The following is a 15081-nucleotide window of genomic DNA, read 5'->3' as shown; positions in this document are numbered from 1 at the left end:
CTACTAAAAATAATAATCTATTTATCATTTCTCAAATTGCTTTTCTTATTTTGTTTATTCAAGGGATTAGATGTCACTTCATACTCTTTACTGAAATGATGTCTATTAAAAAACAACTAAACTCTAGCTATCAGTAGCAGTACTTTAAGTAAAACAGTTTCTATTTTAGATTGCCTATATAAATTATTATTAAACGAATATTTCAATCTTTTATATACAGAATAAGTTATATAAGTATTAAACTCCGTTAGTGTTTCAAACTCGCTAAAACTTACTTTATTTCGGTTCAATACAGAATTAAACTCAAGAGCTTGTAATGATCTTATATTATTATGTAATTTTAGGAAAACATTCTTAAATCTCTGGCTCCATTTCTTAATTATCGATCTTTCTCCACCTATTAAATTATTTGAATGTTGTCTGTATAATATGTTTGATTGCTTATCAAAATAAACTTTACCAAATGCAGAAATACATAAATACATCCACCAATCATGCATAATAATGTTACATGAATTGGGTTTTAATTTAATCAAAAGTTGTCTTGCAGGTAAATTGATTATCATCGTACAACCAACAACAACGTTTTCTACAAGAGAATTATTAACCTTCAACGGTCTCTTCGGTACGGGAGGCCATTCAACCAATCGATTTAAATCCTCATCAACCATGGTTGTTCTTGAACAATATAGGATTGGACCATCTTCCATAGAATTGCTTATATAATTGACCCCTGCAAAAAGCTTATTCGGCAGCCAAAAATCATCTTGATCAGAAAATGCAAAAAAATCAAACTTTTGATTACTATTTTTCAACAGTTCTAAAAAGCTCTCTTTCACTCCAATATTTTCAGCAGCATAAAACATTATTCGATCACTATGTTTTTTCATAAATGAATTAATTATTTCAATTGTTTTATCTGTAGAACCATCATCTCTAATTAAAAGATGAACATTTACATTTTCCTGATCTAATATACTTTGTATTTGCTCACTAATATACTTTTCACCATTATACGTCGACATTAGTACTTGGACGTTAAACATTAACCTTTTCTCGCAATTAAGGAAAATTTTATTTCTCTCAACTTCTGATGAATTTTAGGATATCTAACTCTAACATGTTTTTTTATTTTCTCGAAAATAATTGACCTTGAAGCATACAATTTATCGTTCTTATAATCTTCCGCTATTACATACCAATCGAAGAAGAACTGGTGCTTTTTCTTAAGCGTTTCCTTATTAACATGTGGTTTATTTTGAATGATGTCATAAACTGCGTTTACAAATTGCTCCGCTGCTTCATCCCAATTATGCCAATCCTCCGCGGTTTTCATAGCATTATCTTTTAGCTCGATTAATTTAGTAGAATCTTCTTTTAACATATTGATATATTCAATAATTTTCTTATCATCGTCTTTTTCTGCAACTAAACCATTGTAGTCAGAAACAATATATTCATCATGTCCAGTTACGTTGTACGTTATAGATGTTCCTCCACAATGAAACATTTCAAGTGGTGGACCAAACATTCCTTCTACATAACTAAGTTTTATAATAACATCACATGATCTATATATTTTTGCTGTTTCAAATATCGGTACTCTTGAAAACACCCTATCGACTCCTGGATACTTATCTACCGGGCTCGAGGTAAGCAGCCATATTTCGTCTGCCATGGAGTTTCTGCACAACTCAATGGTTTTAGGAACGTTTTTGAATCCAACATCTATCGGTCCTTCAACTAAGATTCTCAGTTGTCCTTGTTTCCTTTCAGCATATCTTTCGCCCTGTGTGGAATAGATATCTTTGCGAATTCCATTTTTAACGAGATACGCTGAATTATTACATACCGTTTTTAGATACAACTGTATCCATGTGGCTTCGGTTATGATATGCAGGGGTAAATGATAGGTTGATTCAACAAGTTGTCTCAATGGTTTTTCATGAAGATCGTAAAAGCGTGACTCAATGGACTGTACAAAGTATGCGTATGTACTCGCAGTGATACGAGTAATTTCATATACCGTTCTCCACCATGTTGCAATACAAATATCATAATTGTCCGTCAGAGCTTCATCATAAGTTTTCCAGTTTAATATCCTTGCTTCAGGGTGCCAGTGTAACCTCTCCATATTTACTTTTTCTTCAGTAATGATGGTTACATTTTCTCCATTTTTTTTCGCTCTTATTGCATGCTCAAATATGACATAACTTCCTCCACTTATGTCAGGAGACCCTAGTAATATTGCCCACTTCATTTTGTTCCCTCTCCTTCATTGCCTTCATTCGTATTAGAACTATTGCTAATGGGTTTACAACTTATCGATCTCACTATATAGATGCTTAATCAACGCATCTCGCTCATCAATCATGTTAGTCATGCTCTTTATTGCATCGTCTCGATCATCTATCATATGAGTCATACTTTTAATTGCTTCATCTCTATCCTTGATCATACTTTCAAAATTATGAATCGTTGCAGACGAATTATCGGTTTCTTTATGAGTTTTCTCTATTTTATCGAAATATTTCCGTTTCTTATACCAACTATAAAGGGGAATCAGTATAGCAAGCCCCTTTTCTTTTAGTGTAATGGGAGCCCAAAAACTATTTGAAAAAAAGCCATGTGGATTTCTTAAAAGATGTCGTGCGTTACTTAATCTATACATTATAGTATGCTTCTGTTGTACAGTATTGAATTCTGTAAATTCAAACACACCAAAATTTTCATAATGATAAAGTTTATCAAAGAAAGAAAGTTCTTTCATTGTAGGCGAAAGTACTAAATCAGAATGAATTAGTGCAAATTGTCTCATGAATTTATCTATATCCAAACTCCTTAAACAGAATATTTCGCAAATATCTTTAAACGTGTCTAACATTGCAGCCTGCGCCGGTTGAACTATTTTTTCAAATATCTCTTTTTCTTTATCATTTTGAATTGTTAATACTTCTACATCATTATTGTCTTTATTAATATAGCGATCAGCACTGCCATGAGTTGCACCTAGCATTATTTCAAATAGCGCTCTGTTTTCATTAAATACTGCAGTTTGATCATTCTTATAAGATATTGTCGAAAACACAACACCTTTTTTATCATTATCTACTTTCATGTTCCCAGAAGCGACAAGGCCTACATAATAACCGTTTATTAAAACCTGTCCATCATAAATATTATATATGTTATCTTGAATTGTTCCCTTCCAGCCAACATCTACAATGTGCAAAGAATCCATATTCTTCTTACCACTTAAGTTGCTTACGTATAATTTAAAAAGTTTTTTTTGTTCAGCTCTAACATTTTCATAATAATCCTGAAACGTCTTGTTATCTAACAAAAGGCGAAACGATTCGCTTGTCGGGAAATCATCCTCTTTTTTATGTAAATTAATTTGCAGACTCAGCGCTATGCTATTAATAAATTCCTCATCAAAGTTTAAACTTGACATGAATTCATATGAGCTAATTTTTCTATATTGTCTAAAGAGGTTGTGAAAATCTTCCTGACCCAATTCATTTAATGAAGGTAAAAATGTCGACTTTCTAGAAACTTTTAAATAATGAGAATGGATCAGTCGAGAATCTTTAAATCCTTCAGTCTCTTGAAATTTATCAAATAAAACTTTCAAGTATTCTCCTTCTCTAGATAAAAAGAACACATCTTTTATACCCTTGCTAACTAAGTCTTCATGTAATTTTTTTGTGAAATAAAAGAGTGAGAATATCAAGTTATTAAATGGAGATTTTAATCTGTTGATCTTTGCTAAGGTTAATAACTCGTTCGAAATCTCCTTCTCGTTCTGAAATTTATTATCTTTCATAAATTTTTCATAGAAAGCTACTTGTTTTGTACGATTGATCAAATGTGTCTGAATGCCTTTGCTCTGGGGTACTTGATGATCTGATACCTCATTATCACCAATCATAATTACTTCTGTTGATCGAATATCCTTTGATTCCATTACAAAATCAAATAAGCGTCCCGTTCTTTTAGTAAGCAAATACTCACTCGAAACTACAAAATCATCAATATATTCTTCTATTCCATGATATACAAATAATCTTCGGATAGCTTCCTCCGGTAGATAAAAATCAGAAACACAAATTACTTTTAACGTTTTCATATTTTTTATTTCTTTTATCGTTTCTAACCACATAGGGTCAACATATTGCACTGCTGTCTCTACGTCAATCTCAATATCCAAACATAAATTATAAAAATTCTGATAATCCACTTCAGTTGCAAATAGTTTTTCTTGTTTAAAAATGACAAATAGATTACCAATTAATTGGTCATAAGTAAACTCTTTATCTTTCCCTCCACGTTCGTTGTTAATACAAGTTTCGGCTTCTATTCTATTTCTGATGTTGTAAATTTCTTCAGCTGTAATTCTCCCAGCTAGTTGAATACTTATTCTTTTAGCCCAGATCATCTTTGTGTATTCGGGGTGCACTTTCCTGAGTAGAATAGTATCAAATATATCAAAGAAAACATATTTCAATGATTTAATATTTGATATACGTTTAATAGATTCTTTCATCATTACACTCCTAGTTTCTTACTTCTTTTTAAAATTGAAAATGATTTTTTTTGATTTATAATAATTAATCAATTCGCTTTGTTTTGCATTCTTTTCTGTCAGTTCATTTAACTCTTCATCTCTTTCTTTTACCATTCTTTCATTATTGACTAGTGCAGTATCTCGCTCAACAACCAATCTCTCCGTTGCTTTTAATGCAATATCTCGCTCTACTACTAATCTCTCCGTTGCTTTTATAACATTATCTTTTTCATTCACTAACTTTTCGATATCAATGATGGTTGTTTTAAGATTTGAAATATACTTTTCGTTATTGGTAATTAGCTCATCTCTTTCCTTCACCATATCAGACAGATCATCGTTCTTAATCTTCTCAAACTCAAATAGTGCCTTATATTGATATATTAAAGCTATATCTTTGAAATTTTCATGTTCTAATTTATCATAGTTATTTCTACCTTTTGGAAATAACATTCCTAGTCCCCAACTATGCGTAAATTCAAAGTGAGGATATAGACATTTAATCTCCTGCCAAAATATATTCGATCCATACTCTAGTGGACTGTGTACATCATGGAATAAAATTATTCCATTACTATTTAGTTTAGGTAACCAAGTAGTAAAATCATGTTTGACTGCCTCGTAGGTGTGCAAACCATCAATATGAATAATATCCACCGATTCATCTTCAAAATCAACTAATGCTTCATCAAATGATTTACGAAGTAACATGACATTTATATCATTAAAGTAGGCAGATATCGTTTCTTTTACAACACTTATTACTTCTTCTCCATAATAACCGGCTTGCTCATCACCGCCCCAAGTATCGACTGCATACAACTGAGTTTTTAAATTGTGATCTTTTATCGATTGAGCAAATGAAAACAAAGAGCAACCATAGTGGCTACCTAGTTCTACGATATTAACTGGTTTTAAATATTCAATAAAATCATATGCAAATTTACGATGCCCTTCCCAAGGAGCCACCCGTAATTTATTATTTAATCTCTCAGACTCGAATATCGGATCACTTAGTCTCCATTGTGACAATTTAATCAACTCCATAATCATTAAGATATATTTATTTTTTCTATACTGATCTCCTTAATTTTATTATTAAAAATTGCGTGAACCGTTTCAGTAGTTATATTCTTGACTTGAATAATATTGTGTGCCCAGCATTGAATAGTATGTTGTAATTCATGAAATCCTTCACCAATACCGAGTGTAATGAAATAATCGTTTTCTTGAATTTCTGGCCAAATAAGATTCATCTTAACTACATAATCATGATTATGTTGCAGTTTACCTACTTTCAGATTAGAGCTCATACTATTTTCCCCAAATATGGCGTTTCCATATTTGTCATTAACCAAATATCCGAATATTAATTCAGCTGTATCTTTTAAACAAGTAATTCGCATATTAATTTCCACAGTTGATCCTTTTGCAACATATCCTTTATATTCTTCCCCGTTGACCATAAATCTAATAGAGTTAATTACAACTTCTCCTGCTCCCCCTAAAGATTCCTTGTCAATCGTAGTCCATTTAGAATCGTCATTATGATTAATATTTATCTGAACAAGATCCTTCTGAATAGATTCACTGCTGTTTTGAAACACTTTAGAATGCACTCTTTTAGTATAAAATTCAATAGCTTTTAACGGCTCACCATAGAATACAACCTCACCCTTTGATAGAACAATTACATTATCAGCCATATTGGCAATAGAGGAAAGATCATGTGAAACTAGTATTTTAGTAACATCATCCATATTTTCTTTCATATATCGATTACATTTTTGCTGAAAGAACACATCTCCCACCGATAGAGCCTCATCTACAATCAATATCTCCGGTTTAAAGCTGATCATTACGGAAAAAGCTAATCTAGCGAACATTCCACTCGAATAGGTCTTAACCGGTCTATTAATAAAATCACCAATATCCGCAAATTCAATAATCTGTTTTAATTTTCCATTCATTTCTTCTCTTGTAAATCCACGCATTGTACCATTAAGAAAAATATTCTCATACCCTGTATATTCCATGTTAAATCCCGTTCCAAGTTCTAAGAGTGCTGCTACATGTCCGTTCACTTTTTTAGTTCCTGTACTTTCAGTCAAAACTCCAGAAATAATTTTTAGTAATGTCGACTTTCCAGAGCCATTTTCCCCAATGATACCTAATGTTTCACCTTTTTTTATACTAACCGAAACGTCATTAAGAGCCATAAATTCAACATGTTTCTTTTTTCCTACAAATGATTCATAAAGTCGATCAATAGGTTTTGAATACAGTTTATACTTTTTAGATATATTATTTAATTGAATTGATATTTCGCTCATTATATCCTCCACTATAAAACATCCGCAAAATGTGGTTTCAGCTTTTTAAATAGCTTAAAACCGATAAATAATATTATTGTAGAAATAAACCAAAAATAGAACGATTGATTATATCTATGCCAAAACCAAACATTTTCTATAAATGTATCTCGATAACCCTCTACAAGATAATAAACAGGATTTAATTTAAATAAGAAAATATATTTATCTGATATTATTTCCGCCGACCAAACAATTGGAATTAACCAAAACCCCATCTGAATAGCAATTCCAACTAATTGACCAATATCTCTAATAAAAACAACTAGCGAAGAAGTAATTAGTCCTATACCTGTTAATAAATAAATACTACAAAACAGATAGTACAAAAATTGAATATTCACAATATCTGGTTTAACTCCATTTGTCACTAAAATGATAGCCAAAATAACTAAAAATATTATGTGGTTATACAGTGAGGAAATTATCTTTACAATAGGTAATATACCTATTCTAAAAGACACCTTTTTTACTAAATAACTATATTCCTGAAAACTGTTACTGGAAGTAGAGACGCTTTCGGAAACAAAAAACCACATAACCATCCCACATGCAAGCCACACAATAAATGGTGTACCATCAGGTCTTGCGCCCGATCTAAAACCAATCTCAAACACAAACCAATAAACTAGCAAAGTTATTAAAGGATTCACTATGCCCCAGACGATTCCTAGATATGAAGCTGCGTAGCGAACTTTGAAATCGTTTTTAGAAAGCTCAAAAATTAATCTACCTACATTTTTCAAATTTTTCATTTTATCAACCATCCATTTTTCATTCTATAAACTAAGAGATAGTTCTCTTTTATAATAATTAATAATTTCTTCAATGCCTTGTTCCAAGGTATAGTTAGGCGACCAACCTAGCTCATGTTTTGCTAATTTATTATCAAGAACACTATGTAAAATATCTCCCACTCTACTATCTGTGCTTAACGGTTCTATCTTACTACTTCCCATTGAAGCTGTTAACAAATCAAAAAGGGCTTTGATACTAACTCTTGAATTTGTCGAAATATTTACCGTTTTTCCACTCCCAAGTTGAATGGCACTATGATTTGCTCTCGCAACGTCTTTAACATAAATAAAGTCTCTTGTTTGCTCACCGTCACCATGTATAACTGGAATCTCTCCTGAGAGTAATTTTTTCAAAAAGATTGAGACTACTCCCCCCTCACCTTTTGAGCTCTGCCTCTCACCATACACGTTCGAGTATCTTAGTATCGTATAATCCAAATCAAAGGAAGAAGAATATGTCTTAATATATTGTTCTGGAGTGAACTTAGATATACCATAACAAGAGAGTGGGGATATGGGGTGATTTTCGTCAATACTTAAATATTGAGGTACTCCATAAATGGCCGCAGAAGATGCATACACTATTTTTCTTGTTTTATACTTAATACAATGATCCAATAAATTAATAGTTCCAACAATATTTGTTTTAGAATCCGATATCGGGTCAATCATGGAAGTATTTACGTCTATTTGTGCAGCATGATGAATAACACAATCAGGTCTAAACTCCTTAAATTCATATTCGAGACTTTCTTGGATATCATTTTTAACGAATGTGGCTCTCTGATTGATATTGTTAGTTTCTCCTGTTGATAAGTTATCAATTATCATAACAGAATGATTGTTCTCGACTAGCAAATCAACTATATGAGAACCAATAAACCCAGCGCCACCAGTAACTATTATATTCATATTAGTTTCCCTCCGTATTTATATTCTATTGAAAGCATAAAAAAATGATTAAAATCATTCTTATTCTCTGATTAAATAATTTTGTTAAAACTCCATTAATTTCGCTACTCTACCCTCGTTATATTACCAAAATTCCTTCCATATTAATACCTTATTCTACCCTATCACTGATTAATTTGTAGAATTGTTCCGAATCGATCTCAATTTCGACAAAACCCCAATGCAAACAAATTTGTAAACTTCATACAAATCATTCCTTCTAAATATAGTAATCTACTCTCTCATTTGCTAAAATACTAAAGAAGCAATCTGCTTCATATCTACATAACGATAGATGAGGAGTACTTACGAATGAGTGCACGAAACAAATCAAAAAGTAATACGACCGCTTTAAATGCTGATTTTGCGCTGCTACGGTGGATTGGGACGATTGGGATTGCTTTATTTTTAGTTATCTTTCCTTATGAGAGAGCATTGTTCAACGGCTATGAATTAAGCTTTGATGGACCCATTTATGGAGCTCTCATCTTCGGATACGTGATGCTCGCTTTCACCGCTGTCTACATTTACCGCAGCACGCAGATGAACAGCTATCGGGGAATTTTGTCGATTGCCGTCATGCTTCTTCCGTTCATCTATTGGTTGTCCTCATTTCAAGCAGTATCAAACTACTATGCGAAGTTTATGACTCTTGTTTTTTTCCTGCTAGCAGCTCTATTTATAGGAGCACTTTATTTTGCAGAAAACAAACTTGCGCGCAAAACAATTGAATATGCGCTTATGCTCTCTTCTTATTTAATCGTCCTATTTGGATTACTAAATCTATTCGGTCAGATGTATTATAAAGATGCCCTATGGCTTGCGCATGATGGTTACCGTCTTTCATCTGTATTTCAATACTCAAATACATACTCTAGTTTCTTAGTTGCGGTGTTTCTAGTTAGTCTCTATTATGCTGTTCATTGCATACGTCCTTCTGCAAGATTGGTTCATGCTGCAATGCTTGTACCGATTTGGATTTCGTTCATGCTCACCTATTCACGCGGTGCAATTGTCATTATTCCGGTTATGCTGCTGATTGTATTGCCATTCTTGCGTTTAACGAAACAAATTACATACATAGTGTTTATGATCATATCTGTAGTGGTTTCCATGGCTATACTTGGCAAGCTAACGACGATTGTCGATTCAATTGCCACATTAGTACAGCCTACTGCAGAGAAAGCACCAAGTCCAATCTCGCTGTTCAGCTCATTGCCTATGCAAGGCTGGGGACTATTGCTGCTCGGTCTCATCATTACTACTGGCCTTATCATGCTCTATCATGCCAAAGCCGCTGCTTTCCTGGAGAATAAGCTAGCTAAGCTTTCATCCTATAAATGGTCGTTCGCAGTTGTCCCTGCTGTCTCTATCGTTCTTTCAGCATTGGCCGCAGGTATGCTTTTAGGCAGCAGCGCCATTCGCGGTATGCTTCCAGATAAAATTGCTGCACGTTTTGAAAATATTAACCTTCAACAGCACAGCGTCTTGGAACGCTTTACCTTCTACAAAGACGGTCTTCGCGTAGCAGAAGATTATCCCCTGCTCGGTGGCGGAGGCGGCGCCTGGCAGGCCATGTTTGAACAATATCAGAATAACCCTTATTGGAGCAGACAAGCACATAGCTTCTATGTTCAAGTACTTGTTGAAAGCGGTTGGCTCGGTTTAATCGCAGTCGTAGGACTGCTTGCGCTTGTTTATTTCTTGTACATCCGCTCATTTATACGTTATCCTGAGCTTAGAGGCAGCCATTTTATCTTTTTCATTTTTTCATTAACAATGCTTGTCCATAGCGTGATAGATTTTGATATGAGCTTCTTATTTATTAGTTCTCTCGTATTTATCTCTCTTGGTTGTATGCTTGCACCTTACTCTCACAAGCTAGTTATTAAGCGGTTGGAGGGTAAGCTTGATCAGATTTGGTCAAAAATTGCTTACCCTGCGGTGATCGCGCTCTTGTCTTTAGTCCTGCTAGTAGTGGCGATTAGAGAAACAAGTGCTATCAAAAAATATGACAAGGCCATCGATCTAGCGGTTCAACAACAAACCTCTTTAGATAAGCTGCTATTGATATTAGATGATGCGATTGAAACTTCGCCAAAGCATTCTCAATTTAGATTAACGAAAGCTAATTGGCTCGATCAAGCCTACCAGCAAACGAACACTGTCAGCTTTCTAGATGAGGCTCTTAGCTTAATTAAGGAAGGCAGAAAATATGATCCCTATAATCGAGGTCTTCTTATGAGTGAATATCGTTTCCTGCAAGAAAAGGGTCTTTTTGAGGAGTCGCTTGCAACGATTGATGAAGGTATTAATAAGTTCCCATGGGACATCAATCTTTATGAAGCTGCGATAACTTCCTATGCAAAAGCAAACCAATCAGCTCTTACGGATAAAAATGACGCTAAAGCACAAGAGTATGCTCAGCGCGTCAGCGATCTTTCAAATGAAATTAAAAGAAGAATAGATCAACTGGCCACTCTTCCAGCTGAGCAGCAGCAAGGCCGTGCCTTCGCTATGACACCGGCTATTGAGCAAGCAATCGCTCAAGTAGAGCTTGCTTCGGCCAAATAAATCAGCTGCAACTATTCAATTACCAGAGGACTGCCCGCTTGCACAATGGATGTGCTGCGAGCAGTCTTTCTTTCTTCATACGAGTTTTATGGCATGTTTTATTTTCAAATGAAAAGCCGTTCCACTCGTATATGACTTCCGAAGAAGCAATGCGAGCAGAAACGGCTTTTTTTTTCACAATATACTTAACAATTATGAAGCAACATCACGCTTGTTAAAGACATACCAAGTTATCGCTATAAATATAGCGTAGTAAACAGCAAGCACTCCCAGCGAGAACCCTAAACTCATTCCTTCTCGCATCGGGTTAGTATCCAAATATTGCGTTAGATTCAAATGAATAAACAACAGATAATCAATCCATTTATAATCCAGCATCGCAATTAGAGCAACAAAGCTGTTAACACCAAGCAAGAGGAACAATGCCATCCCGATTGCTAAGCCGCTGCTCCGGAAAACAGTGGAGAGCATGAATGCTAGCGTAACGGTCACGACTAGTGAAATTAATGTCAAACCATAATATTGAAGCAAATAGGACACTGGATTTTTTCCGTCTGATCCAATGAAGGTTGACTTTATATCCGCTGATGCATTAATGCCGAAGCATATCCAATTCACGAATATTGTCGTTGTAAATAAGACTACAGCAAGTAATATGGCAAATATCATGATTGAAATATATTTAGACAACAATATTTTTGAGCGTGACCATGGACGAATGAGAAGCAGCTTAATGGTACCGCTCGTAAACTCCTCAGCAACCCCGCCTGCAGCGATAACAACGGTAAAGATCGTTACGAGCAGAAACAAAATGGATGATTCCAAATATACAACATCCCACATCGATGTATCTCTTCCACCGAATATAAGCCATAATATCGAAATCGCCAAAACTAACATTACTAATATACCTGACATCACCCATGTACGAGGACGACGGTAAATTTTCATATTCTCATTTTGAATAAGCGGCAAAAAATTACCCAATTCGTTCCCCTCCTGTCACTTCCAAAAATTGATCTTCAAGAGTCTTAACCTGTGCCCGAATGCCATAAACCTTTATTCCGGCTAATACTAGAGCTGAATTAATCGCAGCTGTGGTGTCCTTGTCAGCTTGAATCACTATGGCATCATGTCCTTCAAGCTCCGCGGTAAAGCCAGAAGTGAAAAGCACATCCATCGCAGCTTGCTGGCTGTTTACTTCTATTACCACTCGGTTATGTACTTTCGCTGCATGTTCGCCCCGAATGGTTCGAACATCTATAAGCTTGCCGCTTTGAATAATTGCCACTCGATCACACATAAGCTCCATTTCAGATAATAAGTGACTAGATACGAATACAGCTATGCCTTCATCCTTAGAAAGCAAACGTAAATAATCACGAAGCTCGCGTATACCCGCAGGATCTAAGCCATTCGTAGGCTCATCCAAAATAAGCAGCTGCGGTTTATGCAGAATGGCCTGTGCTACACCAAGCCGCTGACGCATGCCTAGCGAGTAGGTTTTGACTTTATCGCGAATTCGCCCTTCAAGACCGACAAGCTTAACGACTTCATGCACACGATGCTCCGTAATGCCAGGAATCATACGTGCATAATGAAGTAAATTATCGTAGCCGCTCAAATATTTGTACATTTCGGGATTCTCTACTATAGCGCCAACATGGCGAATCGCCTTCTCGTAATGCTTCGTGATGCTATGTCCTCCGATTGTTATCTCACCGTCTGTTAGCGACATTAAGCCAACCATCATCCGAATCGTAGTTGTTTTGCCTGATCCATTGGGTCCTAGGAAACCAAATACTTCTCCAAGCGGTATATCGAGCGTCAATCGATCAATAATGGTTCTTTTGCCAATTTTTTTTGTTACATTTTGCAATTTAACAATAGGCTGATCCATGTTTATGCCCTCCTTCAAAAATCCAAATTCTATTTATTATAAACGATTAAGGAAACAAATGGAAGTTTACAAAAAAATACACCTCCACTCTACAGTTAAACTGTAGGGCAGAGGCTCTCATTATCATTTGTACGATAGGGCTGTATAACATGTTCGGCAACTTTTGCATCTGCACGAAGGAACATTTTATAGTCATAGTTACTGGTCTTACCCGGCGATCCTACTCTAGCATCCAGCTTATCTTGCTCTACGCTGCATGTTAAGCAATAACCCATTGGATGTACCACTCGGAAAAATCCTGTTCGAAACATAATATCTGCCTCAGGACTTAAAAGCATCTCCCCGCAACTAACACAATAAAAACGGTCCTTTGAACATATCATTCGATAGATCGCTCCCTCTCTCTTTCGTAATGACTGTAACAACCTCAACATTAAAAACGACAATTAGCGTTAAATGGCAGAAGTTCTATCATAACGTCGATTAAGTATGCATCTAAACCATCAATCTATACAACATTCAGCTGACTTGTAATCTCATCCCAAGTGGTGCCCAATCTAATAATATCATCTTCATTAATTTGATTGCCAGTTTGAACCTCAATTAGCTCTACATCCGTAATGGCTTGCATGCTATGTCTAGTTCGTTCTGGAATAGATATGGTATCACCCGGCTCGATGTGTCGATACACATCATCTAGAATCAGCACTCCTTCCCCTGATAATATTGTCCATGTCTCTCTTCGCTTAAAATGCATTTGATAGCTGAAATTTTGTCCAGCAGCAATAAAAACTCGTTTTGTTACACAATGTTTTCCTGATGACAGAATTGCTGAATCAACGACTTTGGAGTGTCCCCATCGTCGCTCCTCATATTTGGGACGTTCATTCATCAGCTTAAGCTTCGCATCCAGCTCTGAACCAGCATTTTTGCTTGTCACTAGAATACCGTCTAGGCTAGCTGCAACAATTACATTCGTCAAACCAATAATGGAGATCGGAATATCCAGTTCATTTATTAGCTTAGATTGCTCGCAATCATCAGATAGTTCGCCCATGCCTAAACGTTCGAAGGCTAGTTCCTCCGATAACGTTTTCCAGGTGCCAAGATCCTTCCATTCACCATCATAGCCGATAACGGAACGGGAGGATGTTTTTTGCGTAACTTCAACTTCAAAGCTTGATTTGGGCATTTTAGAATATTGTTTATATAGCTCTTCATAATGAATGGCCTGCCCGCGCTGCATAAGCATATTAATCATAAAATCAAGCTGGAAGACATAAATTCCGCTGTTCCATAATGCTCCCGCTTTAATAAATGAACTCGCTTCAGCCTCATACGGCTTTTCCTTGAATGTATGTACCTTACGCTCGTACATACCCTCATCATCACGATGTCGATTAGCCTCCGGAACGATATATCCATATTGCTCTGACGGGTAACTCGGCTTTATCCCAACCATAAGCAGATCAGAGCTGCTTTCTCTGTGCTGCTTTGGGAGCCCCCTAATACATGAGAAAAAATCATTACTAACATATGAATCTACAGGAATCACAATAATCGTTTCACCTAAGGATACTCCTGCGATTGAATATAAATATGCGGCGGATAGTGCAACTGCTGGAAATGTGTCACGTTGTTCCGGCTCAATGATGAGCGGTGCTTTGGTCCCTACTTGCCTCTGTATGAGCTCCACCTGCTCGCGACAAGTCGCAATTCGAGTATGCTCTTGCAAATCACACTCATCGAGTTGACGCCATATCCGCTGCAGCATCGATTCCATACCGCCGTTTGGAGCTTGCAGCACAGATAAGTATTGTTTGGCCCGACTGCTGTTAGATAAGGGCCATAATCTCTTCCCAGATCCGCCGGATAACAATATTATTTTCAAAGCATCTCCCCCTTCTTTCAAATTGTTAT

At 35.7% G+C, this 15081-nt stretch carries 12 protein-coding genes; 1 reads left to right on the top strand and 11 read right to left on the bottom strand.

Annotated elements, in window-relative coordinates; genetic code table 11:
• Positions 1-116: 116 nt before the first annotated feature.
• From AC0YN6_RS07625 to AC0YN6_RS07595, 7 genes are read right to left on the bottom strand one after another with little or no spacing between them, the layout of a single operon-like run.
• Positions 117-1046, bottom strand: coding sequence for a glycosyltransferase family 2 protein (locus AC0YN6_RS07625; protein ID WP_475746077.1), 930 nt, complete (start codon positions 1044-1046; stop codon positions 117-119).
• On the bottom strand, positions 1046-2260 hold the full coding sequence (locus AC0YN6_RS07620) for a glycosyltransferase (protein WP_475746076.1): 1215 nt from the start codon (positions 2258-2260) through the stop codon (positions 1046-1048). Before AC0YN6_RS07620 ends, AC0YN6_RS07625 begins: the two co-directional genes overlap by 1 nt.
• Positions 2261-2314: 54 nt before the next feature.
• Entirely contained in the window at positions 2315-4549 is a 2235-nt protein-coding gene (locus tag AC0YN6_RS07615) for an HAD family hydrolase (RefSeq protein ID WP_475746075.1), read from the bottom strand.
• Between the two features lie 15 nt (positions 4550-4564).
• Positions 4565-5599 carry a class I SAM-dependent methyltransferase gene (locus AC0YN6_RS07610; RefSeq protein WP_475746073.1) on the bottom strand — a complete coding sequence of 345 codons (1035 nt, stop codon included), beginning with the start codon at positions 5597-5599 and terminating at the stop codon, positions 4565-4567.
• 20 nt (positions 5600-5619) lie between these two features.
• Positions 5620-6900 carry an ABC transporter ATP-binding protein gene (locus tag AC0YN6_RS07605; protein ID WP_475746072.1) on the bottom strand — a complete coding sequence of 427 codons (1281 nt, stop codon included), beginning with the start codon at positions 6898-6900 and terminating at the stop codon, positions 5620-5622.
• An 11-nt stretch (positions 6901-6911) separates the two neighbouring features.
• Complete coding sequence (locus AC0YN6_RS07600) at positions 6912-7694, bottom strand: ABC transporter permease (protein WP_475746071.1); 783 nt, start codon at positions 7692-7694, stop codon at positions 6912-6914.
• Positions 7695-7718: 24 nt separating this feature from the next.
• Positions 7719-8648: an NAD-dependent epimerase/dehydratase family protein gene (locus tag AC0YN6_RS07595; RefSeq protein WP_475746070.1), complete on the bottom strand. Its 930-nt coding sequence runs from the start codon at positions 8646-8648 to the stop codon at positions 7719-7721.
• 351 nt (positions 8649-8999) lie between these two features.
• Between AC0YN6_RS07595 and AC0YN6_RS07590 the strand changes: the two genes are divergently transcribed.
• The gene (locus AC0YN6_RS07590; protein WP_475746069.1) at positions 9000-11261 is read left to right on the top strand and encodes an O-antigen ligase family protein; all 2262 of its coding nucleotides are present in this window, start codon (positions 9000-9002) and stop codon (positions 11259-11261) included.
• Between the two features lie 192 nt (positions 11262-11453).
• Here AC0YN6_RS07590 and AC0YN6_RS07585 read toward each other — a convergent pair whose 3' ends face one another.
• The 4 genes from AC0YN6_RS07585 to AC0YN6_RS07570 form a co-directional block, all read right to left on the bottom strand.
• Positions 11454-12248 carry an ABC transporter permease gene (locus tag AC0YN6_RS07585; RefSeq protein ID WP_475746068.1) on the bottom strand — a complete coding sequence of 265 codons (795 nt, stop codon included), beginning with the start codon at positions 12246-12248 and terminating at the stop codon, positions 11454-11456.
• Positions 12241-13161, bottom strand: a complete 921-nt coding sequence (locus tag AC0YN6_RS07580) for an ABC transporter ATP-binding protein (RefSeq protein ID WP_475746067.1) — start codon at positions 13159-13161, stop codon at positions 12241-12243. The genes AC0YN6_RS07585 and AC0YN6_RS07580 overlap by 8 nt, the downstream gene beginning before the upstream one ends.
• Positions 13162-13256: 95 nt before the next feature.
• A complete protein-coding gene (locus AC0YN6_RS07575) occupies positions 13257-13472 on the bottom strand; it encodes a hypothetical protein (protein WP_475746066.1) in 216 nt (71 codons plus the stop codon).
• Between the two features lie 197 nt (positions 13473-13669).
• Positions 13670-15052, bottom strand: coding sequence for a sugar phosphate nucleotidyltransferase (locus AC0YN6_RS07570; RefSeq protein WP_475746065.1), 1383 nt, complete (start codon positions 15050-15052; stop codon positions 13670-13672).
• Positions 15053-15081: the final 29 nt, after the last annotated feature.

It is taken from the genome of Paenibacillus sp. J22P15 (genome assembly GCF_056269345.1).
This window is presented reverse-complemented; position numbering and strand designations above follow the sequence as displayed.

Coding starts and splice junctions, on each gene's coding strand:
- AC0YN6_RS07575 (WP_475746066.1), bottom strand. CDS start 13,472: ATGTTTCGAACAGGATTTTTCCGAGTGGTACATCCAATGGGTTATTGC.
- AC0YN6_RS07620 (WP_475746076.1), bottom strand. CDS start 2,260: ATGAAGTGGGCAATATTACTAGGGTCTCCTGACATAAGTGGAGGAAGT.
- AC0YN6_RS07605 (WP_475746072.1), bottom strand. CDS start 6,900: ATGAGCGAAATATCAATTCAATTAAATAATATATCTAAAAAGTATAAA.
- AC0YN6_RS07590 (WP_475746069.1), top strand. CDS start 9,000: ATGAGTGCACGAAACAAATCAAAAAGTAATACGACCGCTTTAAATGCT.
- AC0YN6_RS07600 (WP_475746071.1), bottom strand. CDS start 7,694: ATGAAAAATTTGAAAAATGTAGGTAGATTAATTTTTGAGCTTTCTAAA.
- AC0YN6_RS07615 (WP_475746075.1), bottom strand. CDS start 4,549: ATGATGAAAGAATCTATTAAACGTATATCAAATATTAAATCATTGAAA.
- AC0YN6_RS07625 (WP_475746077.1), bottom strand. CDS start 1,046: ATGTTTAACGTCCAAGTACTAATGTCGACGTATAATGGTGAAAAGTAT.
- AC0YN6_RS07580 (WP_475746067.1), bottom strand. CDS start 13,161: ATGGATCAGCCTATTGTTAAATTGCAAAATGTAACAAAAAAAATTGGC.
- AC0YN6_RS07595 (WP_475746070.1), bottom strand. CDS start 8,648: ATGAATATAATAGTTACTGGTGGCGCTGGGTTTATTGGTTCTCATATA.